Source organism: Bartonella sp. CL434QHHD (assembly GCF_042195145.1).
In the GTDB taxonomy this organism is placed as follows: Bacteria; Pseudomonadota; Alphaproteobacteria; order Rhizobiales; family Rhizobiaceae; genus Bartonella.
Map to the genome: position 1 here is coordinate 25,723 of NZ_JBHINT010000027.1, position 22,712 is coordinate 48,434.

14 protein-coding genes are annotated in these 22,712 nt (G+C 40.5%); 11 read left to right on the plus strand and 3 right to left on the minus strand.

Annotated features, from left to right (window positions below; genetic code table 11):
• Window positions 1–68: 68 nt before the first annotated feature.
• Entirely contained in the window at window positions 69–758 is a 690-nt protein-coding gene (locus tag ACFILN_RS04695; protein ID WP_375670986.1) for a YggS family pyridoxal phosphate-dependent enzyme, read from the minus strand.
• 165 nt (window positions 759–923) lie between these two features.
• On the opposite strand from ACFILN_RS04695, the gene leuS reads away from it, so the two are divergent.
• Both leuS and lptE read left to right on the plus strand, forming a co-directional pair.
• Window positions 924–3,566, plus strand: a complete 2,643-nt coding sequence (gene leuS / locus ACFILN_RS04700) for a leucine--tRNA ligase (RefSeq protein ID WP_375670994.1) — start codon at window positions 924–926, stop codon at window positions 3,564–3,566.
• Entirely contained in the window at window positions 3,553–4,161 is a 609-nt protein-coding gene (gene lptE, locus ACFILN_RS04705; RefSeq protein ID WP_375654379.1) for an LPS assembly lipoprotein LptE, read from the plus strand. The genes leuS and lptE overlap by 14 nt, the downstream gene beginning before the upstream one ends.
• On the opposite strand, the gene fsa is transcribed toward lptE, so the two are convergent.
• A complete protein-coding gene (gene fsa / locus ACFILN_RS04710; protein WP_273790517.1) occupies window positions 4,158–4,811 on the minus strand; it encodes a fructose-6-phosphate aldolase in 654 nt (217 codons plus the stop codon). The genes lptE and fsa overlap by 4 nt on opposite strands.
• Window positions 4,812–5,961: 1,150 nt before the next feature.
• On the opposite strand from fsa, the gene ACFILN_RS04715 reads away from it, so the two are divergent.
• The 8 genes from ACFILN_RS04715 to ACFILN_RS04750 all read left to right on the plus strand — a co-directional run bounded on the left by ACFILN_RS04715 (window position 5,962) and on the right by ACFILN_RS04750 (window position 18,036).
• Window positions 5,962–8,157, plus strand: coding sequence for a primosomal protein N' (locus ACFILN_RS04715; RefSeq protein WP_375665011.1), 2,196 nt, complete (start codon window positions 5,962–5,964; stop codon window positions 8,155–8,157).
• 1,969 nt (window positions 8,158–10,126) lie between these two features.
• Complete coding sequence (gene atpH, locus ACFILN_RS04720) at window positions 10,127–10,708, plus strand: ATP synthase F1 subunit delta (protein ID WP_273790514.1); 582 nt, start codon at window positions 10,127–10,129, stop codon at window positions 10,706–10,708.
• Window positions 10,708–12,243 (plus strand): F0F1 ATP synthase subunit alpha, encoded by a 1,536-nt coding sequence (atpA, locus tag ACFILN_RS04725; protein ID WP_273790513.1) that lies wholly within the window; start codon window positions 10,708–10,710, stop codon window positions 12,241–12,243. Before atpH ends, atpA begins: the two co-directional genes overlap by 1 nt.
• A 20-nt stretch (window positions 12,244–12,263) precedes the next feature.
• Window positions 12,264–13,175: a F0F1 ATP synthase subunit gamma gene (locus ACFILN_RS04730; protein ID WP_273790512.1), complete on the plus strand. Its 912-nt coding sequence runs from the start codon at window positions 12,264–12,266 to the stop codon at window positions 13,173–13,175.
• 19 nt (window positions 13,176–13,194) lie between these two features.
• Window positions 13,195–14,820: a F0F1 ATP synthase subunit beta gene (atpD, locus tag ACFILN_RS04735; protein ID WP_375611724.1), complete on the plus strand. Its 1,626-nt coding sequence runs from the start codon at window positions 13,195–13,197 to the stop codon at window positions 14,818–14,820.
• A 108-nt stretch (window positions 14,821–14,928) separates the two neighbouring features.
• Window positions 14,929–15,345: an ATP synthase F1 subunit epsilon gene (atpC, locus tag ACFILN_RS04740; RefSeq protein WP_273790510.1), complete on the plus strand. Its 417-nt coding sequence runs from the start codon at window positions 14,929–14,931 to the stop codon at window positions 15,343–15,345.
• Window positions 15,346–15,368: 23 nt separating this feature from the next.
• Complete coding sequence (locus ACFILN_RS04745; protein WP_375630912.1) at window positions 15,369–16,997, plus strand: MFS transporter; 1,629 nt, start codon at window positions 15,369–15,371, stop codon at window positions 16,995–16,997.
• 31 nt (window positions 16,998–17,028) lie between these two features.
• Window positions 17,029–18,036 carry an HlyD family secretion protein gene (locus ACFILN_RS04750; RefSeq protein WP_273790508.1) on the plus strand — a complete coding sequence of 336 codons (1,008 nt, stop codon included), beginning with the start codon at window positions 17,029–17,031 and terminating at the stop codon, window positions 18,034–18,036.
• A gap of 2,029 nt (window positions 18,037–20,065) precedes the next feature.
• Here ACFILN_RS04750 and ACFILN_RS04755 read toward each other — a convergent pair.
• Window positions 20,066–20,350 carry a hypothetical protein gene (locus ACFILN_RS04755; RefSeq protein WP_273790507.1) on the minus strand — a complete coding sequence of 95 codons (285 nt, stop codon included), beginning with the start codon at window positions 20,348–20,350 and terminating at the stop codon, window positions 20,066–20,068.
• An 848-nt stretch (window positions 20,351–21,198) separates the two neighbouring features.
• Here ACFILN_RS04755 and ispG point away from each other — a divergent pair.
• Complete coding sequence (ispG, locus tag ACFILN_RS04760) at window positions 21,199–22,440, plus strand: flavodoxin-dependent (E)-4-hydroxy-3-methylbut-2-enyl-diphosphate synthase (protein WP_273790506.1); 1,242 nt, start codon at window positions 21,199–21,201, stop codon at window positions 22,438–22,440.
• Window positions 22,441–22,712: the final 272 nt, after the last annotated feature.

A 22,712-nucleotide genomic window follows, 5' to 3' on the forward strand; every position in this document is an offset into this window, starting at 1 on the left:
CTCATTTCTGCTGTTTTTGGTTTGTTCGTAGAATTTTCAATGGGAATTTATATGAAGGGGGAATTGCTTTACACAGGGCGTTTTCCAAATAAAGCAGAGCCAATGCGAAGGACATTAGAGCCAAACTGTAGAGCGGTTTTGAAGTCACTGGACATGCCCATGGAAAGCTTTGGAAGACCTGCTTGTTTTGCTAATTTTGCTAAGAGCGCGAAATAGGGGCCGGGGTTTTCGTCGACAGGGGGGATGCCCATAAGTCCGATGATATCGAGTCCATAGTTGTTTTTGCATTGGTTGACAAAAGATGTAGCTTCTTGTGGTGCGATACCACTTTTTTGCGGTTCTAAGCCAATGTTAACCTGAACATAGCAGGGGAGATGCTTTTTTTGCTTTTCCATTTCTTCAGCTAGGCTTTTGGCTATTTTTTCACGGTCAACCGTTTGGATGACATCAAAAAGTTTTACCGCCTCTGCTGTTTTATTTGATTGTAGGGGACCGATGAGATGGAGTTTAATATTTTCAAATTGTTGACGTAAAGCAGGCCATTTTTGTGCTGCTTCTTGTACGCGGTTTTCTGCAAACAAAGATTGGCCTGCTTGCAAAAGGGGTCGTATATCAATAGCAGAAACAGTTTTTGAAACAGCGATAAGTTCAATTTCTTCTACAGGGCGTTGTAGCTCTTGGCATATTGCTGCAATGTCTTTTTGAAGGTTTTGCCATGCTTCAACGGAAGGGGCATCGAGGGGCGTTTGTGTATTCATATTTTTGTGCTTTACCTTTTTTGTTCAAGAGTTGGTCGTTTTTTTTAAAGTTTTATAAAATACTTAGGGAAATATTTCACGAAAATGTTGACGATGAGGTTAATCCATGGTCAAGCATAATAAAACAAGTTTTTGGTTCTGTTTTATTAAAAGAGTATAATGGGAATGACAATTGGACATTATAATATAGGCGAACGCTATAATCCACGTGCGAGAGAAAAAAAATGGCAAGAAATTTGGGATGAAAAGAAAATTTTTCAGACTCTTCAAGAAGATGCTCGTGAAAAATATTATGTTTTAGAAATGTTTCCTTATCCTTCTGGCCGTATTCACATGGGGCATGTGCGCAATTATGCCATGGGGGATGTGGTTGCACGCTATAAAAGGGCAAAGGGATTTAATGTGCTTCATCCCATGGGGTGGGATGCTTTTGGTATGCCGGCTGAAAATGCTGCTCTGCAAAGTAAAGTGCATCCTAAAACTTGGACCTATCAGAATATTGCTGTGATGCGCGGGCAATTAAAGCAATTAGGGCTCTCTTTAGATTGGGCGCGTGAATTTGCGACTTGTGATGTGGAATATTACCATCGTCAACAAATGTTGTTCCTTGATTTTTATCAGAAGGGTTTGGTTGCGCGTAAAGTAGCTAAGGTGAATTGGGATCCTGTTGACCACACCGTTTTGGCCAATGAGCAGGTTGTTGATGGGCGGGGATGGCGTTCTGGTGCGTTGGTAGAACAGCGTGAATTGACGCAGTGGTTTTTCAAAATTAGCGATTTTAGTGAAGATCTCTTGGCTGGGCTTGAAGAGCTGGAGCAATGGCCGGAAAAAGTTCGCACCATGCAGAAAAATTGGATTGGAAAATCACAAGGTTTGCTGATTCGTTGGGCATTAAAGTCGGCGGGTGATGCTGATGATGTTTGTGATAAATTTGATGAGGTTGTTTGTTATTCAACGCGTCCTGATACACTGTTTGGCGCTTCCTTTTTGGCTCTGTCTGTTGATCATCCTATTGCACAAGCTTTGGCAAAAAAAGACAAAGCGTTGAGTGCTTTTATTGAAAATTGTCGGTGTGGTGGAACGACAACAGCAGCACTTGAAACAGCTGAAAAACAAGGGTTTCTCACGCCCCTTTTGGCTGTTCATCCTTTCGATTCAACAGTACATATTCCCGTTTATATCGCGAATTTTGTGCTTATGGACTATGGAACAGGGGTTGTTTTTGGTTGTCCAGCTCATGATCAGAGAGATTTCGATTTTGCGCGTAAATATGATCTTCCAATAAAACCGGTGGTTTTGCCAAAAGGAGAGCAAGCAGAAGATTTTGTTATTACTGAAACAGCTTATACGGGTGATGGGGTGATGATCAATTCCAGTTTTTTGGATGGTTTAACACCCCAACAAGCTTTTGAAGAAGCTGCTAAAAAGCTTGAAAAACAAATGCTCAATGGGCAACCGCAAGGGAAGAAAACAGTGCAATTTCGTTTGCGTGATTGGGGGATTTCACGTCAACGTTATTGGGGGTGCCCCATTCCGATGATCCATTGTACAACTTGTGGGGTTGTTCCTGTTCCACGTGCCAATTTACCGGTTGTGTTGCCTGATGATGTTACTTTTGATCAACCAGGAAATCCTCTTGCACGACATGAAAGGTGGCAGAATGTTACTTGTCCTTCCTGTGGTCAACCTGCCAAACGCGAAACCGATACCATGGACACATTTGTTGACTCTTCTTGGTATTATGCACGCTTTACGGCTCCTTTTGCGCAGGGACCTGTTGACAAACAAGCAACAGCTGAATGGTTGCCTGTGCAACAATATATTGGTGGAATTGAGCATGCCATTTTGCATCTTCTTTATGCGCGCTTTTTTATGCGTGCTATGAAATTGGTCGGTCATGTGACGGTAGATGAGCCTTTTAAGGGGCTTTTTACCCAAGGGATGGTGGTGCATGAAACCTATCGGGATGATCAAGGGTGGGTTTCTCCAGCAGAAATTTCGATTGTTGAAAAAGATGGAAAGCGGTGTGCTTATAAATTAACCGATCAAAGTAAAGTGACGATTGGTTTGATTGAGAAAATGTCAAAATCAAAAAAGAATGTCGTTGATCCTGATGATATTATTGCATCTTATGGCGCTGATACTGTGCGTTGGTTTGTGTTGTCAGATTCTCCTCCCGAGCGGGATGTCATTTGGACAGAATCTGGTGTTGAAGGTGCACATCGCTTTGTACAGCGTGTTTGGCGCCATGTGGCTGTGAGTGCTTCTATTTTAAAGGATGTGGCGCCTTGTGCAGGGCATCAGGGGGCGGCTTTGGAACTCTCAAAGGTCGCACATCGCACGCTTTGCGCTGTAGAAGATGATTTGGAAAAATTCGCTTTTAATCGGGCTATTGCACGCCTTTATGAATTCTTGAATATTATGGCACCGTTGTTAAATAGGATAGAAAGTGTTGACGATGAAATGAAAGCTTCTTTACGTCAAGCTATGGATTTTTTTCTTGCCATGATTGCACCCATGATGCCCCATTTAGCAGAAGAATGTCATGCTGCTTTAGGAGGAAAAACTTTAATGTCTGCGCTTGCTTGGCCTGTTTATGATCGTGCGTTAACCGTTGCGGAATGCTATACTTTGCCAGTACAAATTAATGGTAAAAAACGCGGTGAGGTGAGCGTTGCAGCAACTGCTGATGAGGTGATGATTAAAGAAGCGGTTTTGGCGTTAGATTTTGTAAAGGCGCAGCTGGTTGAAAAGCCTGTGAAAAAAATCATTGTTGTTCCACAAAGGATTGTGAATGTCGTTTTTTAGAAGTTCTATTCTTGTCATTTTAGCTGGTGTATTCACACTGTTGTGTGGATGCAAAGTTGAACCGCTTTACCGTCAAGAGTTGCAGAGTGCAATGACAATGGATTCTGCTTCTTATGGGAATCCTGCTTCTGGATACCCTTCTGGACAAGCTTCTTTGGGGTTAGCGCAAAAGCTTGCTTCTATTGTTGTGGAAGAACCTTCGGATCGTTTTGGTCAAATGGTGCGCAATCATCTGCTTTTTCTTTTGTATGGAAATGGTGCTAAACCTTCTCTACCTGCTTATAAATTGGCATTGCAGATATCCGTCTTTACAAGAGAATCTATGCAGATAGAGGTTGATTTCGAGAAAAAGAGAAAGGGACGACCTTCTGTTGGAACTGTTATGAGCAGAGCTTCTTATACTTTGCAGGATATGAAAAATACTCTTGTTGCAAAAGGAACAGCAATGATGAATGCATCTTTTGAGCAACTTCGTCAAGAATATGCAACGCTGCAAGCAGAAGAAGATGCAAAAAAACGTGTTGCGGAAGAGTTGGCTGAACAGATCTTTTTGTTACTTTCAAAAGATCTTTCCAATAAAATTTCTAGACATTAAGCAATATTTTGTCCTGTTTTTTTCCAGTCGTCGAGGAATATTTGCAACCCTTTGTCGGTGAGAGGATGTTTGACTAGTGCTTTTAAGATTGCTGGTGGAACTGTTGCAACGTCAGCACCGCTTAGTGCTGCTTCTTTGACATGATTAACGGTGCGGATTGAAGCGGCCAAGATTTGTGTTTCAAAGTTATAGTTATCATAAATTGTGCGAATTTCATGAAGCAGTTCACTTCCATCATTTCCACAATCATCAAGTCTACCAATAAAAGGTGAAACGAATGTTGCGCCTGCTTTGGCGGCTAATAAGGCTTGATTGGCAGAAAAACAAAGTGTGAGATTTGTTTTTAGTCCTGCTGCTGTGAGGGCTTTACAGGCTTTTAATCCATCGAGTGTTAAAGGAAGCTTGATACAAATATTGTCGGCAACCTTTGCTAAAACAGCTGCTTCTTTCATGATGCTTTCAAATTCCGTTGCTGCAACTTCAGCAGAAACAGGTCCGCTAACGAGAGCACAAATTTCTTTTGTAACATCAAGAATATTGCGTCCTGATTTTAGGATAAGAGAGGGATTGGTGGTAACACCATCAACAAGGCTTAAATTCTGTAACTCTTGAATTTCTTCAATATTGGCGCTATCCACAAAAAATTTCATCTCTAACCTCTTTTTTTTAGCTTTATCCTATTTTTTGTTATGCGCTATTGTTGACTGCAAAAGCAAGAGAAAGAATTAATATCTGTGTAAAGAACAAGAATGCTATGGTGTTAATCATGTATCCGTTTTCGGTAAAGAAATATGATTTATCGTTTCCACACCCATTTCATAGTGTTGCTCGTGATAAGGCATAGAATTCATTGCGTACCAACATTTTTGCGTATTGGCATCTTTGCGTAGCGGTGTTTTTATATTTATGGAAATAAGCTAGCATTATCAAACACTTTGCTCATTTCCTATTTGCGATTGCTCTTGATATTTGAGAGTGCATCATAAGATACCTTCCTTTTTTAGGGGGTATGTTTAACTTTGTTTTTGATGAAAGCGGATGGATTTATTTTGTCGTAAAACACTGTTGAAGAACGCCTGTAAAATTTTACGCATGAAGGGTTTTTTTATGGTCAATTACATTGATTTATTCTGTTTTCCCCATTCTTCAAAAATACGCTTTTGTGCTGCTTGTATTGTTGCTTGATTTTCAATCAAGCTGAAAAATGTATACACGTGTTTTCACTTTTTGGCACAAAGCCAAGGTGAATATTGTAACGGCTCCATTTGCAATATTATTCTCCTTATAATTAAAATCATGGGATACTTTTTCATCAATAAGGATTTACAAATGTTCCTCGATGGGTTTGAAATGAAAAAAATCATCGTATGGAGGGTTTTTATTACAATAGGTAAAATAATGATTATGTCTTTATAAATCAGTTTGTTGAAGATAAATTGAGATATGAGGCGGTAAAAAAATAAACGTGTGCGTTGGGAAGAGGTCATACTATGGGATCGCCTTGTTGAAGGATGCACTTAACCGATAGCATGTTGAATGCTTAATAGTGATGCGTTTTATTTACACAGAAGAATAGTGCTGTTTTTTTGCTATAGAGTTTTTTGTTATAGACGATGAGATTGGTTCTTTATATTGGCACTTTGGTGAGGGAATGCGTGTTAAAAAGAATTTTTGTTAGAAAAGTGTTGTGATCGGGGGGGATTGAATCCGGCAATGAATTTTATAAGAGTGTTTAAAGATAAGGTGTAGACTTGTTGATGCTCAATAGGTCGTAGATTGGTTTACAAGATGAATTCAAGCATGATAGAGGAAAAGATTGTATCCGTATTGGTTCCTCTTCCTGTTGCTCACGCTTATAGTTATAAAGTTCCATCTTCTATGGAGGTGAACGTTGGTTCCTTTGTTCGGGTTCCGTTGATGGGGCGTGAGCTTTGCGGTTTTGTTGTAGATGTTGGAGAGCAGACAGCCGATGGGCACAAGTCTGCTTCGGTGGCGCGTGAAAAATTACGCTCTCTGCTTCATGTTTTTGATTGCCCCCCATTAAAGGCAGAAATGATCACATTTTTGCGTTTTGTTAGTCGCTATACAATGGCGCCTTTTGGTCTTGTAGCACGATTGGTTTTGTCGGTACCGGCTGCTTTAGAGCCGGAAGCGCAGATGCTGGGTTTGCGATATTGTGGTGGAAATGTAGAACGTCTCACACCAGCGCGGTCACGGGTTTTGGAATTGGTGCGTAATGAGAAGATATGGACACGTTCTGGTCTGGCACATGCGGCTGGAACTTCGGTTTCTGTTGTTGAAGGTTTAAAAGCGCTAGGAATTTTTGAAGATGTTAAGGTTCCCGCTCCTGATCTTGTGGCAATGCCTGATCCTGATTTTTGTCTCCCTCAGTTGCAGGGAGCGCAAAGTGAAGCAGCAACATTATTGCGGGAAGGTGTTTTATCTTCTCAGTTTCAAGTTTTTTTGCTTGATGGTGTTACGGGTTCAGGAAAGACAGAGGTTTATTTTGAAGCGGTTTCTCAAGCCTTTAAAGAGGGCAAGCAGGTTTTAATTTTATTGCCGGAAATTGCTTTAACACAGCAGTTTTTAGATCGTTTTTATGCACGTTTTGGCGCTGCGGCAGCAGAATGGCATTCTGATTTGACGCCACGTCGTAGAGAACGCGTCTGGCGACAAGTTGCAGAAGGGCGGGTGCGTGTCGTTGCGGGGGCTCGTTCAGCACTTTTTCTTCCCTTTCATGAGCTTGGCTTGATTGTTGTCGATGAAGAGCACGATAGCGCTTATAAACAAGAAGAGCGCATTTTTTATCATGCGCGTGATATGGCTGTTGCACGGGGCTCTTTTGAGCATTTTCCTGTTATTTTATCTTCAGCCACACCGTCGATTGAAAGCCAAGCCAATGTTTTAAAAGGGCGTTATCAAAAGGTGCATTTACCTTCCCGTTTTAAAGAAGCTGCACTTCCACAGTTGCGGGTGGTTGATATGCGCCAAGGAGGGGTGCAAAAGGGGCGCTTTATTTCCTTTGCTCTTGAAAGGGCTTTAAAACAAACGCTTGATAAGGGCGAACAAGCTCTTCTTTTTCTTAATCGTCGTGGTTATGCACCTTTAACTTTATGCCGAATTTGCGGACATCGTTTTCATTGTACCGATTGTTCAAGTTGGTTGGTCGAACATCGTGCGCACGGGCAACTGAAATGTCATCATTGTGGATATCATGAACCACTTCCTCAAGCCTGTCCTGAATGCGGGACATTAGATCATCTCGTGGCTTGTGGACCGGGTGTGGAAAGAATTGCCGAAGAAACACAAATGCTTTTTCCTCAAGCGCGATCATTGATCCTTTCAACAGATCTCAAAGGAGGGATTGGGAAGTTGCGAAGCGAATTACAAGCCATTGCAAATGGCGATGTGGACATTATTATTGGAACACAGTTAGTCGCTAAAGGACATCATTTTCCCAAGCTCTCTCTGGTTGGCGTTATTGATGCTGATCTTGGTCTTGCCAATGGCGATTTACGCGCAAGTGAACGTACCTATCAGCTGCTTTCTCAAGTTACCGGAAGAGCAGGGCGTGTGGGATTGAAAAGTTTAGGATTATTGCAAACTTATCAACCAGATCATCCGGTTATCAAAGCCTTACTTGCATGCCAGCCAGAAGATTTTTACACACGTGAGATTGCAGCGCGTCAGCATTATCATTTGCCTCCCTATGGGCGGCTTGCCTCTTTGATCGTGTCTGCACAACAGCGCCAAGCAGCAGAACATTATGCGCGCGCATTGCGTCAAGCAGCGCCACGGGAAAAAAATATCTCGGTTATGGGACCAGCAGAAGCGCCTTTGGCTTTGGTTCGGGGGCGTTATCGTTTTCGGCTTTTGCTGCAAGGACAGCGTTCTTTTGATATACAAGGGTTTATACGTGCAATGCTTAGCGGTACACCCAAAATGCCCAGTTCCGTTCGGGTTCAAATTGATATTGATCCGCAAAGTTTTTTCTAAAACCAGTATCGCATAAAGTGAAGGTCTCTTTGCTTAAGGTGCTTTACTTGAACTCTTATATTATTCAGAATAAGCATCCAGGCAGCAAAATATGATACATGTACATTGCATTAAGTAGAGCTACGGGAAAAAATATCTTTGTTATAGAACCAGCAGAAGCGCCTCTCTTCTTCGAGGGCACTATCATTTCGGCTTTTACTCCTTTTTTGTATGAGGGACAGTATTCTTTTGATAGGCGGATTCTTTTTATAAGGGCTTAAAATGCTTAGCTGTACACCCAAAATGCCCAGTTCCGTTCGGGTTCAAATTGATATTGATCTATGCTTTTTCTAAATCAGTGCAATATAGTGTCATATAAAGTGACGCTATGTGGGCTTAATGAGGGACGTGTTTTTGATATTATTTGACCTTAAAGCCTTATGAAGCAGCGTTCATAAGATGTATCAGCGCTGTACGAGTCGTACCTGCGTTTGTATGCTAGATTAGGGCGAGAATATTGCATATATCTATTTTATTTATCTTTGACGAGAACACGGACTCATTTTGGAGCGTGAAGGTCAAAATGAGCATTCATCGTTGTCATCCTTATTCATTCGGCTCTAGAATTTTCAAAAGCATCCATAATAATAATTTTTATAAATAATAAATATTGATTTATAGTGATAATATGCCGTTATTCATATTATAGCCTCAACTATCGTAGGATTCTCTTATTTAAAATCTATTTATATTGATCAATCAAAACCATTCGTTTGCATGTTACAGATGGGGGAGCCTGTGTCGCGTAAAACTATACAAGAGAGGACCAAAATACCTAATCATCTCAAGAATTAAGGGCTGTCGTAAAATTGGGAGATGGCAAAGTGTGTGATGGTGCCGGCTTGTTCTTTCATAAGTGTAAAGATGGGGCTGCTCAATGGGGTTACCATTATAGCATTCATAGGCGCTGTCGTGAAATGGAGATTATCCATTGTTTCATGCTTTTATTACTTTCGTTCTCTAATGGGGGCACATTTTTCATGTAAAGCAGAACGCCCAAAGCGGAATATTACAGAACATCTATTGTATTACTACATTCATATGCTTGTTTAAGCAAATGTTTCTCAGCATACTCGAATTCATTTTACGATGTTTTTCGAGTGTAGAATATCAAAGCTTTCATGAATGAAAAAACCACGTTAAGGCTCCCCATCTTTATTTCATTAAGGTATAAAATGGCGCCATTTATTATTTAGCTTTGAGTATTACGAAAACTCTTAGTACTTGAGAGCGTTTATAAGAGGTGTTGTTTTCTTTAATCATTTCCTTTTTTGTTTGTGATGAAGCAAGGGAGTGATTTTGATAAAAAAATTTGAAAAGAGAGAATCTTTCGATATTTGAAGCTCATCCGGTATGAAAAATGATATATTATCATTATAAATCAATGTTTTGTATATTAAAAGAGTGTGCTTACAAGAAAATATTACTTGGTAAAATTTTTTAAAAGGAGTGGGTATTTGAAGAAAAAAGATCAATGTTTTCTTTAATTTTTAGGAGGATATTCATTGTTTTTTCTTTCTTATCAGTTTGAAATAATAGACTTTTTCAGTCGCCGTCGTCTTTCGTTAAAGGTTTTGTGGTGATAAAGGGAATGTTTTGTTATGGTGACAAGAGCGTTTGGTGACAAGAGCGTTTGAAGAAAAATCAAAGAGAGTGAAAAAATCGCTCAGAGAATGTCAAAAAGAGGCATAAAAAAACTGTGATGCCATCCTGTATATCTAAAAAAATGCTTTTCAAAAATATTTTGAATATTTTATTAAAATTTTTGAAAAGCAGCGATTTGTGGTGTTGCGAGTCGGCTATGTCTATGCTAGAAACCAAGTGATTTTTGTTCTAGGTTTTAAGAAGAAGATTCTTAAGATTGAGAATGTCTGTTTCATTTCATCTGATAACTATCAGAGAGTCGCTCAAGGGAAAGAGGCGGTATTTCGTGTCGGATTCATTTTCTCTCATACCGCTGCCGTTGGTAGATCAACGCTATGCGCAAGCGCTTTTTGATTGCGTTCAAGAAGCCGGAAACGTCGAAAAGGTTGAAAAGGCAGTAGAGGATCTTTTGCTTGTTTTGGAGAATAAGGATTTAAAATTCTTTGTGCTCAGTCCATTCTTTTCAGTTAAAGAGCAAATTAAGGTGATGCAATCTGTTTGTGCAAACATCAAATTTGCTGATAAAAACGCAGGGCAGGTCATTGGTAATTTTTTACGCGTTATTGTAATAAACCGTAGGCTTAGTGCCGTATTTGGTATTTTACATGCTTTCCAGCGTTGTGTTGCACGCGCTCGTAGGCAGGTTACTGCGCAAATTGTTTCTGCGCGCCCCTTAAGTTCTCAACAAAGACAAGAGTTGTGTGAGGCTTTGGAAGGTGTTGTTGGAGGAAAAGTCTTGCTGCACATCATTGTGGATCCAACAATTCTTGGTGGATTAATCGTTCGTGTGGGGTCGTCTCAAATTGATACGTCCCTTCTCACAAAATTGTCTTCGCTTAAGCTTGCATTGAAAAAAGAGGTCAGCTGATGGATATTAGACCATCTGAAATTTCAAAAATTCTAAAAGAGCAAATCAAAAACTTTGACCAAAAGGCTGAGGTTTCAGAAATTGGTTGGGTTCTCTCTGTGGGAGATGGTATTGCTCGCGTTTATGGTTTGGATAATGTCCAAGCAGGGGAAATGGTCGCCTTTCCAAACGGTGTGCGCGGTATGGCACTCAATTTGGAAGTTGATAATGTTGGTGTGGTCATTTTTGGCTCAGATCGTGATATTCGTGAAGGTGATTGTGTAAAGCGGTTAGGCGCTATCGTCGATGTTCCTGTGGGCCCCGCTTTGCTTGGGCGTGTGGTTGATGCGTTGGGAAACCCTATAGATGGTAAGGGGCCCATTAAAGCAACAGAGCGTCGTCGTGTTGATGTTAAGGCTCCTGGAATTATTCCGCGTCAGTCTGTCCATGAACCGATGTCGACCGGATTGAAAGCGATTGACGCACTCATCCCTATTGGACGGGGGCAGCGTGAATTGGTGATTGGTGATCGCCAAACAGGAAAAACAGCAATTTTGCTCGATACATTTTTAAACCAAAAACCTTTTCATGAAAAAGGGGCTGGACGAGAGCAAGATAAAGTTTATTGTATTTATGTGGCTATCGGTCAAAAACGTTCGACGGTGGCACAATTCGTTAAAGTTTTAGAAGAACGTGGAGCGCTGGAATATTCTATTATTGTTGCAGCGACTGCTTCTGATCCAGCACCACTGCAATTTATTGCACCTCTTGCTGGATGTGCTATGGGTGAGTATTTCCGTGATAATGGGCAACATGCTTTGATCGGTTATGATGACTTGTCAAAACAGGCGGTAGCGTATCGTCAAATGTCTCTTTTATTGCGTCGTCCTCCAGGTCGTGAAGCTTATCCGGGAGATGTTTTCTATCTGCATTCGCGTCTTTTAGAGCGGGCTGCAAAGTTGAATGCGGAAAATGGATCTGGGTCGTTGACAGCTTTGCCAGTTATTGAAACGCAAGCAAATGATGTTTCTGCCTATATTCCTACAAATGTGATTTCGATTACTGATGGACAAATTTTTCTAGAGACTAATTTGTTTTATCAAGGAATTCGTCCTGCTGTAAATGTTGGTCTTTCTGTATCGCGTGTTGGTTCTGCTGCACAAATTAAGGCGATGAAGCAAGTTGCTGGCTCGATTAAAGGTGAATTGGCGCAATATCGTGAAATGGCAGCTTTTGCGCAGTTTGGCTCTGATTTGGATGCGTCAACCCAGCGTTTGTTAAATCGGGGTGCGCGCTTGACAGAGTTGTTGAAGCAGCCACAATTTTCTCCACTCAAAACAGAAGAACAGGTGGTGGTTATTTTCGCGGGTGTGAATGGCTATCTTGATGCTTTGGCGGTTTCTGATGTTGCGCGGTTTGAGCAGGGACTTTTGGTGCTTTTGCGTAGTGATTATCAAGATCTCTTAAAGGCAATTGCTGAGCAAAAGCAAATAACAGATGAGCTGAAAGATAAGTTGATAACTGTTCTTGATACTTATGCGAAAAATTTCTCGTGATGAATTGATGGAATGCTTGAATGGCTTCACTAAAAGATCTTAGAGACCGTATCGCTTCGGTTAAAGCAACACAAAAGATTACCAAAGCTATGCAAATGGTTGCAGCGGCAAGGTTGCATCGTGCTCAAGAGGCAGCGCAGTCTGCACGCCCTTATGCGAAGAAAATGGCTGATATTTTGACCAGTGTTGCTGCTGATGTAGATGGTGTTGATGCGCCTGCTCTTATGCGTGGTACGGGGCGCGATGATGTGCATCTTTTGGTGGTGTGTACTGCTGAGCGCGGTTTGTGTGGTGCTTTTAATGTGCAAATTGCTCGTCGTGCACGTGAACAGATTAAGGCATTGTTGGCGGCTGATAAAATAGTAAAAATTATCACTGTGGGTAAAAAGGGCGCGGATATTTTATCGCGTGATTACAAAGGCTTGATAATTGACCATATCGATTTGCATGCTGTAAAGCGAATTGGTTTTGCAGAGGCAGTGATGATTAGTCAACGGATTGTTGATTTATTCAATGAAGGCGCTTTCGATGTCTGTACGCTGTTTTATTCTGAATTTGTTTCCGTAATTAATCAGCGTCCAACAGCTTTGGATTTGATTCCAATGGTTGCTCCAAAAGCAGCTGTTGGGGCAATAGATGTTGTGGAGCAAACCGATCATAACACAGGTTCACAATCGATTGTTTATGAATATGAGCCTGATGCTGCGTCTCTTTTAGAGGCCCTTGTACCACGTAATCTTTCGGTGCAAATCTTTCGGGCTTTGCTGGAAAATGTTGCTGGTGAGATGGGCGCCAAGATGACAGCTATGGATAATGCATCGCGCAATGCGGGTGAAATGATTAGTAAATTGACGGTGGCTTATAATCGTCAACGTCAAGCACAGATTACGACAGAATTGATCGAAATTATTGCGGGCGCTGAAGCGCTTTAAATGGAGAAGGTAAGGATTGATGGTAAAAGCAGTAACCTCAAGCAAAGGAACAGAAAAAGGTGAAAAAAAGAAACCAGCTGCTCGTTCTAGCGTGAAAAAAGCCGCTTCGAAATCTCAAGTGGATGTAAAGGCTTCCTCTGTACCTGCGCGTGATGCAGCTAAAGATACACCTGTAAAAAAAGATACATCCGCAAAAAAAGAAGAGCGTGCAAAAGGCGCTGTTGGTGAAATCAAGCAGATTATTGGTGCTGTCGTTGATGTGCAATTTGAAGGTGAATTGCCAAATATTCTCAACGCTTTGGAAACAGAGAATTTAGGTAATCGCTTGGTATTAGAAGTTGCGCAGCATTTAGGTGAAAATACCGTGCGTACGATTGCTATGGATACGACTGATGGTTTGATGCGGGGCCAAAAGGTTGTGGATACAGGCACACAAATTAGCGTTCCTGTAGGAGAAGCAACGTTGGGACGTATTATGAATGTGATTGGGGAACCGGTGGATAATGTGGGACCAATCGCTTCAACCAAAACACGTTCTATTCACCAAGAGGCACCTGAATATGTTGAGCAATCGACTGTTTCGGAAATTCTCGTCACCGGTATTAAAGTCGTGGATTTGTTAGCCCCTTATTCTAAAGGGGGTAAAATTGGCTTGTTTGGTGGTGCTGGTGTTGGAAAAACCGTTCTCATTATGGAGCTTATAAACAATATTGCAAAGGCACATGGTGGCTATTCTGTATTTGCTGGTGTGGGAGAACGTACACGTGAAGGAAATGATCTTTATTATGAAATGATCGAAAGCCGCGTGAATGTGAATCCAAAAGAGAATAATGGTTCAACGGAAGGGTCAAAGTGTGCCCTTGTTTACGGGCAAATGAATGAACCACCAGGAGCACGTGCGCGTGTGGCTCTTTCAGGATTGACAATTGCAGAAAGTTTCCGTGATGAAGGACAAGATGTTCTCTTCTTTGTGGATAATATTTTCCGTTTCACGCAAGCAGGAGCTGAGGTATCTGCTCTTTTAGGGCGTATTCCTTCTGCTGTTGGGTATCAGCCTACCTTGGCAACGGATATGGGGGCGTTGCAAGAACGTATTACCAGTACAAAAACAGGCTCTATTACTTCCGTTCAGGCAATTTATGTTCCGGCAGATGACTTGACGGATCCGGCGCCTGCAGCGTCTTTTGCTCATTTGGATGCAACAACTGTTCTTTCGCGCTCTATTGCGGAAAAGGGAATTTATCCAGCGGTTGATCCGCTTGACTCTTTTTCACGTATGTTGGATCCATTGATTGTGGGGGAAGAGCATTACACAGTTGCTTGTCAAGTACAAACCATTTTACAACGTTATAGAGCGCTTCAGGATATTATTGCTATTCTTGGAATGGATGAACTTTCTGAAGATGACAAGTTGCTGGTGGGGCGGGCGCGTAAAATTGAACGTTTCCTTTCACAACCTTTCCATGTTGCGGAAGCCTTTACTGGTTCGCCGGGGAAACTCGTTCCTTTAGAAGAGACAATCAAAGGCTTTAAAGGTCTTTGTGCTGGCGATTATGATGATTTGCCAGAAGCTGCTTTTTATATGGTTGGTTCGATTGATGAAGCACTTGAAAAAGGAAAGCGTCTCATGGCAGAGGCTTCTTAGTAAGAAGCTTCTTATTCAAGAAAAAACTGTCATGGGTATTTTTCGTTAAAAAGGACGCATCGTTGAAGAAAACAGAGAGTCCTTATATCGGGTATTGTGGAGATTTTTGTGGAAAACAATAGAGAAGAGCATTTTTTATTTGAGCTTGTATCGCCTGAAAAAATTGTGTTTTCAGAGCAGGTAGTGTCTGTTGTTCTTCCTTCAGCCTCAGGTTATTTGACAGTTATGGCGCATCATGCGCCATTGGTGGCAAGTATTGTGTTGGGTAGTGTTCGTGTTCGCACCTCTTTGGGTGAAAAATTATTTGCTGTATGCGGGGGCGTTGCAAATATTACCTTTTCGGGCTGCTCTTTATTGGTAGAGCACGTTGTGGCTGTAGAGAATCTTTCTTTTGATGCATTAGAACAGCAGATTTTGCAGATTCAAGCGACGTTAGAAGGAGGGACAAGTGATGAGGACAATCATAAAATAGAGTCTTTTTTCCAGCAGTTGTCAGCTGATGGTGCTGTATTGATAGAAGCGTAGCAGAGTATACAGGAAAAGGTGACATGAGCGGAAAAAAGAGTACGGTTGTGTCTGCTAAAAGGAGCGCAAAACCCTTTCCTCGTCCTGGTCGTGTCTTTGCGGGACCTTTGCCAAAGTGCTTTGTTTATATTTTGGCTTCTCTTATTTTGCAATGGGCTTATGGTTTAGGGGCTAATATTGTTCAGTCTAATATTGTCCATCTTACGGGTGATTTTCATGCAACTTTGGCCGAGACGACATGGCTGGTAGCGGCCTATATGGCGCCAAATGTGAGTGTAGCGATTATGTTGATCAAAATCCGCTATCAATTTGGGCTACGCGCTTTTGCTGAATTATCAATTCTTGGCTTTGTTTTGGTTTGCGTGTTGCAGCTCTTTGTTACGGATTTGCGTTCTGCATTGATTATTCGCTTTTTTGCTGGGATTGCTGCTGCTCCTTTGGCTTCGCTTGCGCTGCTTTATATGATGGAGGCTTTTGCTCCAGCAAAGAAGTTTACTATTGGTCTTAGTTTGAATTATATGAATGCGGCTTTAGCGGCACCTTTATCACGTTTGATTTCTCCTGATTTGCTGGAAAATGGTGGTTTTTCCAGTCTTTCCGCTCTGGAAATGGGGTTGGTTCTTATCAGCTTGGTCTGTATCTATACTTTGCCTCTTACTCCTGTTGTGCGTAGTAAGGTTATTCAAAAATTAGATTGGATAAGCTATGGTTTGATTGCTCTTGGTCTTGGATTAAATGCTGTGATCATGTCTGTTGGCATATTGTATTGGTGGTATGAAGCACCATGGATTGGTTGGGGGCTCGCACTTGCTATTTTCTCGTTGGCTATTGCTATTATTATTGAGCTTAATAGAGAAAAACCGTTGATTGATTTACGTTGGATTTTCAGTAAAGAAATGATCCAATCTGTTTTTATTTTATTGATCTTTCATGTTTTTTTATTGGAGCGGTCAAATTTGCCCGTAGGTTTTTTTAATCTTTTTGGTTTGCTCAATCGTGAGATGGCGCCCATGTATCTTGCGGTGACATTAGGGATTCTGTTAGGGGGGGCTGTTTGTGTCTTTTTTTTACGGGCGGGGCGTGAGGATTATTTTTATTTGTTATCTTTAGGTTGTTTGGCGTTGGGAGCTTATTTAGACAGTCATGTAAACTATTTAACGCGTCCGAAAGATATGATGTTGAGCCAAGGGTTGGTGAGTTTTAGTTATGCACTTTTTTTGCCTCCTGCTCTTTTCAAAGGGTTTGTGATCGCTGGTGAGCGAGGACCGCGTTACGTTTTAAGTTTTATTGCTGTTTTTTTGTTAACGCAAGTGACAGGGGGATTGATGGGGTCGGCTTTTTTTGGCAGCCTACAGTTTTATTTTGCCCATAAAAACTTTGAGTCCTTAACACAAAATATTATTATTACTGATCCGCTTATTTCTGGTGAGATGAATACTTTATTTTCGCCTTCTTATGGTGTTTCTGTTCCCAATGGCTTGAGAAGTGAGCAAGGTACTTCTATGTTGATAGAGAAATTTAAGTTAACAGCAAATATTTTTGCTTATGATGACGTTTTTCGGCTTTATTTTTATATTTCAATGGTTGTATTCGTTATTTTTCTTGTCACAATGATTGTTAAGTCATGCTCTTTGCGCGCATTAGAAAAGTAGAGTAATGTCATAGAAAGAGGGGTGCAAAAAAATGATAAAAACATTACGGTCAAAAGCTACGATTGTTGCATTCCTATCGGGTATTACGGGTGTTTTGCTGATTTTGTGGGCTTGGAGACTTCCTCCTTTTGTGAGTAACATTCAAATAACCGATAATGCTTCCATTAAGGGCAATGTTACTCTGGTTAGTTCACAGATCTCTGGGGTGATTGCACGGATTTATGTGCAAGATTATCAACGCGTTGAAAAGGGAATGCTGCTCTTTGAGCTCGATGATTCTCTTTTTCGCCAGCAGCTTGCACGGGCACAGGCTGTTCTCGATTCAAAAAATGCAAAACTGGCAAGTATTGAATTACAAGCACAGCTTTTGCAGGGCGAGATTAATACAGCAGAGGTGGAGTTGGCGCGTTCACGAGCATTTTCCAATGTTGTTCCAGATAGTAAAAAGTTAGGTTTTGGTGATGCGGCAAGTTCTGTTTCTCGTCCTCTTTCACAACTCTTGACAGCTCTCGAAACAAAACGCCAATTGCAAAAACAATTGGATCTTGAACGGCAAAGTTTACAGTCAGAAATTTCTGGAGCGAAGGTGAGTGTTGAGTTGGCAAAACTTAATCTCGATCATACAAAGATTTTATCTCCTCGAACAGGCTATATTGGATTAGTTGGAGCGCGGGTAGGGCAATATGTTATGCCGGGGACACAATTGGTCTCTGTTATTTCTGATGATATTTGGATTATTGCTAATTATAAGGAAACGCAACTTTCTCAGATGCGTGTGGGACAACCGGTTGTTTTTTCTGTTGATGCATTGAACAACAAAAAGTTAACAGGGCGTGTGGTTCGTTTTGCACCTGCTACAGGCTCAGAGTTTTCATTGTTAAAAACGGATACGACAATTGGTAATTTTATCAAAATTGCGCAACGTATTTCAGTACGGATTGCTTTAGATCCTGGACAGGAAGGGATTGAAAAGCTCATTCCTGGCATGTCCGTGGTTACCTATGTAGATACTTCGCAGCGAGTCGATTCTGGAGGATAAAATTTTGGGTTTTTTCAGTTTAATTTTTGCGTCATTTACTTATAGCAAATGGATATTCACGTTAGAAGATTTCGTTTGGTTTGCTATACTACATCTTTTAAAGCTCTTAAGCTTCTTATTATTCTATTTCATGATGTAAAATAATGTGCCTTAGAATATTAAAGCGCATGCATCTTTACTCACTTCCATTTCTTTTGAAATAACTCAGTAGGGGGGGATGGAGTATTGGAAGCTTTGCCTGTCGTTTCTAGCAACATCATCTTTTGAGGTGTGGAAAGGAGGCTCTTCTTTTTATCTGAGTGTACTCTTTATGTGATATTTGCATGATGTGAGGCAGATCATTGAAAAATCTATCTCTGATAGATGTGTTGTTATTATCAATCTGTATTGTGTGTATAACAATGATGCTAAGTTTGAAAACTGTCGCAATAATCTAGCTAAAAAACGCTTATACATAATATTGTACTTTATGGGGACACACTATAGAGCGTATAAAATGTAGTTACCGGAGCAGATATAGCCGATGAAAGATGTGTAATGGTGTTGTCTATTTGTCTTTGTAAGGGACTAAATCGTTATCTATCTAGGTCAATATGCCTTCGTTTTCTTTTTGTTTTTCAGTTCCAAACATTTTACGAATATTCTCTTGTTATGTTCACTGTAATTCTTAAAGTTTAGCTCGTCCTCTAACTTCACTTTCAGCTCTCCGTTTTTCAGCTTCAGCTTCCCATTTTCATATTCGGCTTTTCGTTTAGCTTCCTCTTCAGCTTTTTTCTGACGTTCTATGGCAAGTTCATGATCAGCTACTCGTACGTTTTCACAATTTTTTTTAGTTTAATGACTATAGAGTGGTTGGGTATAATCTTTGTGTCGTTTTCTAATTTTCTTTGTTGGGTTATTGCCGAGGCTTTCATTTGTAGAACTCGTATTCGTGAATCTGTAGGGCTGCGTAGAGTGTTTGAATGGGCTGAATTTGATCAGTATCTTTAGGACTTTTAAGTTGATCAATAAGCTGTTTTATGGTTTTTTTTGTTTTTCACGCGCTTTTTCGTAAATAGCTTGTTCTATGTTGTGTTTTGGCTTTTTGTTCATCAAAAATATCAACTGCGGCTTTTGATTTTGCGTTTTTTAATGGCTCTTTAGTATAAGAATTTTTCTTTCCTCTTTTCAGTATTTTTGCTGCTGCTGATACCTGTCAATTTTTGAAAGTGACTAAAATTAGAGCGATGGAGGCCATGACTCTTTTGCTTTTTGAATGTTCTTTGAAGAGCTGCGGATGTTTTATTTAAGAAACCATGTCGTTTTTTTATTTCATCGAGTGGATTTTTAAAATGTGCAAGCTGTTGTTTTTCTTGTTTAATCTGTTCTATATTTTGGCAAAATGAGTTGGAAAAAAATAGAAGAATTATTGCAAATACGCTCGTGTGAAATTCAAAGGAAAATGCAATGATTGTTGTTGAGAAACATTTCTTTTGTCTAAAGGTATTTTTTATAAAAAATACCTGGTAGTGAGAGGAGTGTGGGTTTTCAATATCAAAATATCCTCCCCTTTCCCCAATTAAAATGACAATCGGGGGCGTATAGAGTAAAAGTGTAAGCTTTTCCAGTATTAATTCTTTATTTTTAGTCTATATACACAATGAAGTTTTGGGAAGGCTGGGAAATTGGGGGAAGTTTTGGATTGAATATTTGAGTTGTTATCTTATTGTCCCGTGAATATCCTCATTTTAGGTGTGGTATCAGGCATCTTTTTGATGCGTTAAGTGTTTGTGTGGGGAGCACATTCGTTGTAGGGCTTGTTTGTTGCCTTTAGAAATGTTTTCCTTTGAGGGGTGGTGATGTGAATCGCATGCGTTGATAGGTTTCCGATAGACAAAAGCTGGATTATAGACTGGCTGGATGGCTGGAAAACTTATCCTTTTGGGAGAGGGCGTAAAGTTAGGAGAAAGACGTAAAGTTTATATTTTGTAAACCATAAAAATGCCCGCTTTGAATCGGGCATTAAAAGGGAAGGTTATTGATTGTGTTATTAATGTTTACGGATCAGCAAGAAGCTTACTAAAACAATTCCTGCTGCTAATGCGAGGGTTTTTTTAGGATTTTCTTTCGCTTTTTTCTTTAATTCTGTAGCATGTTCGTTGAGGTGATAAAGTGCGTGACGGCCTTTTTGTTTCCATGTGTTAAACAGCTCAGAAATGTTTTCAAAGCTATCATTTTGAAAACTCCAATGATTTACGGGGACCAGCTCTCTTTTTAATTGTGCTATACGTTTTTTAATTTTAGCATTTTTTCTATGGGGTGAAAATAGACACATTTATTGACTCCTTCATGTGTTAAATTGTTGCGTGACAGTTGGAATTGTGTTTGGGGTTTTGCTATAACGGCTTGAAAATTGAAAAGTTGCATTGATAATGCCGCGCGTGGGTGAGATGAAAATTAAGAGTTTGAGTTTAATGAGGCATTTTTTAATGTGTCCGAGTTCATTTCATGATGGTTTTTGTTAAGGATGTAAGGTAAAAATTTTTACAAAATGGTGTAAGATTCATCATAAAGATGGTGGGCGATGTCTTCATTTTTTTGTTTGTTTAAAGTGTTGGGATATCTTTTGGCACTTGAAATAGTTTATAAGGAGTTTTTATCTACATATTCTCTTGTGGCTGTAGGGAGTGGTATTGATTGATTCAATTAAGAAGATTTAAAATGAGGAAATCTTACGATATTTGGGTTTAGCATTCAAATTTGTAAAAAATAGATTATTATAAATCAATATGTTGGATTAATTTGGCGATGTCTTTCATGCATTTTAAAAATGGTGTTTTGTTAGGCGTTATCTGTTGTGTTGTAAAACACTGTTTTGTGATGACGTTGATGTAAGGTATCGGCATGCAACTAAAAATACAGTATTGTCTCTGTTTGGTTTCAGTTTCTTTTTGAATCAACCAAGTGTAGAAGTATAAACTTGAACAGAAGTAGTAGAACTTATCCGGTGCGTCTATAGAATGAATCCACCTATGAGTTGAATTGCATCAGTGTTAGTAGGTAGAACCTTTTGAGAGCAATCTGTTAAGATTGGTGGGCGGTGTAATTTTCGTCCTTTGAAGCGCGGAGGAAGTCAATGTAAGTAATGATTGATAGCGCAGGTTTTAAAAATTTGAGGACTTGATGAATACGACCTATTTTTTATCTAAACCACTTGAGCGTCGTCGATCTGTTGGTGTTGCTGTTGGTGATGTGATCATTGGGGGGCAGAGCCCGATAGTTGTACAGTCAATGACCAATACAGATACCGCTGATGTTGATGCAACTGTTGCTCAAGTGGCTGCTCTTTGGCAAGCTGGTTCACAATTGGTTCGAATTACTGTTGATCGCGATGAAGCGGCGGCTGCTGTACCAAAAATACGGGAGCGATTGGAGAGGTTAGGATTTTTTGTACCATTGGTTGGGGATTTTCATTATATTGGTCATAAGCTTTTATCTGAGCATCCTGCGTGTGCTGAGGCGCTTGCAAAATATCGCATCAATCCTGGAAATGTTGGTTTTGGCGCAAAAAAAGATCGTCAATTTGCAGAAATTATTGAGATTGCTTGTCGGTATCATAAACCTATTCGCATTGGCGTGAATTGGGGCTCTCTTGATAATGCGTTGTTAACACGGCTTATGGATGAAAATGCACAGCAAGAAAATCCTTTATCGGTTGCTGAAGTGATGCGGGAAACTGTTGTGCAGTCTGCTCTGCAATCGGCTCTTTGCGCTGAAGAGATGGGGTTGGGACGTGATAAAATTATTCTTTCTGCTAAAGTGAGTGACGTCCAAGATCTTATTGCTGTTTATACCACCTTAGCGGCGCGTTGTGATTATGCTCTTCATTTGGGATTAACGGAAGCTGGGATGGGAACAAAGGGCGTTGTTGCTTCTTCGGTGGCTTTGGGTATTTTATTACAGCAAGGGATTGGCGATACGATACGAATTTCCTTAACGCCAAAACCTGGTGGTGATCGGACACGAGAAGTAAAGGTGGGGCAAGAACTTTTGCAAGTGATGGGGTTTCGGCAATTTTTGCCTGTTGTTGCGGCTTGTCCTGGTTGTGGGCGCACAACCTCAACGGTCTTTCAACAATTGGCGCAAAAAATTGAAGCAGATTTATACAAAAATATGCCTATTTGGCGTGAAAAATACCCTGGCGTTGAAAGCTTGAAGGTTGCTGTGATGGGATGTATCGTCAATGGACCGGGGGAGTCAAAGCATGCGGATATTGGAATCTCTTTGCCTGGAGTGGGGGAAAGTCCTGCGGCACCTGTTTTCATTGAGGGACAAAAGGTAAAAACTTTGCGGGGTGATCACATTGCTGAAGAATTTGAAGCACTTTTGAGTGATTATATTCATACACGCTTTGGGCAAGGTTGAGGTAAAAATCGCATAAGGCTGAAGTAAAAATGGTGTGTCATTTTTTAAAAACAAGCTGTCTTCAATGTGAAGAGGGTGCTGTTGTATGCTGCTTTAGCTATGGTCAATACTGTCGTTGGTTGCTTATTATTTTAGGTAAAACCAGATGATATGCCTGTTTTAGAATCAGAAGCTTATGAAGGATATTAATGAGTTTGAGTGTGTTAAGACTATTAAGCAAAACGATATGAATACTTTGATAGATCCGTAAATGTTGTTGCTGGTTTTTGGGC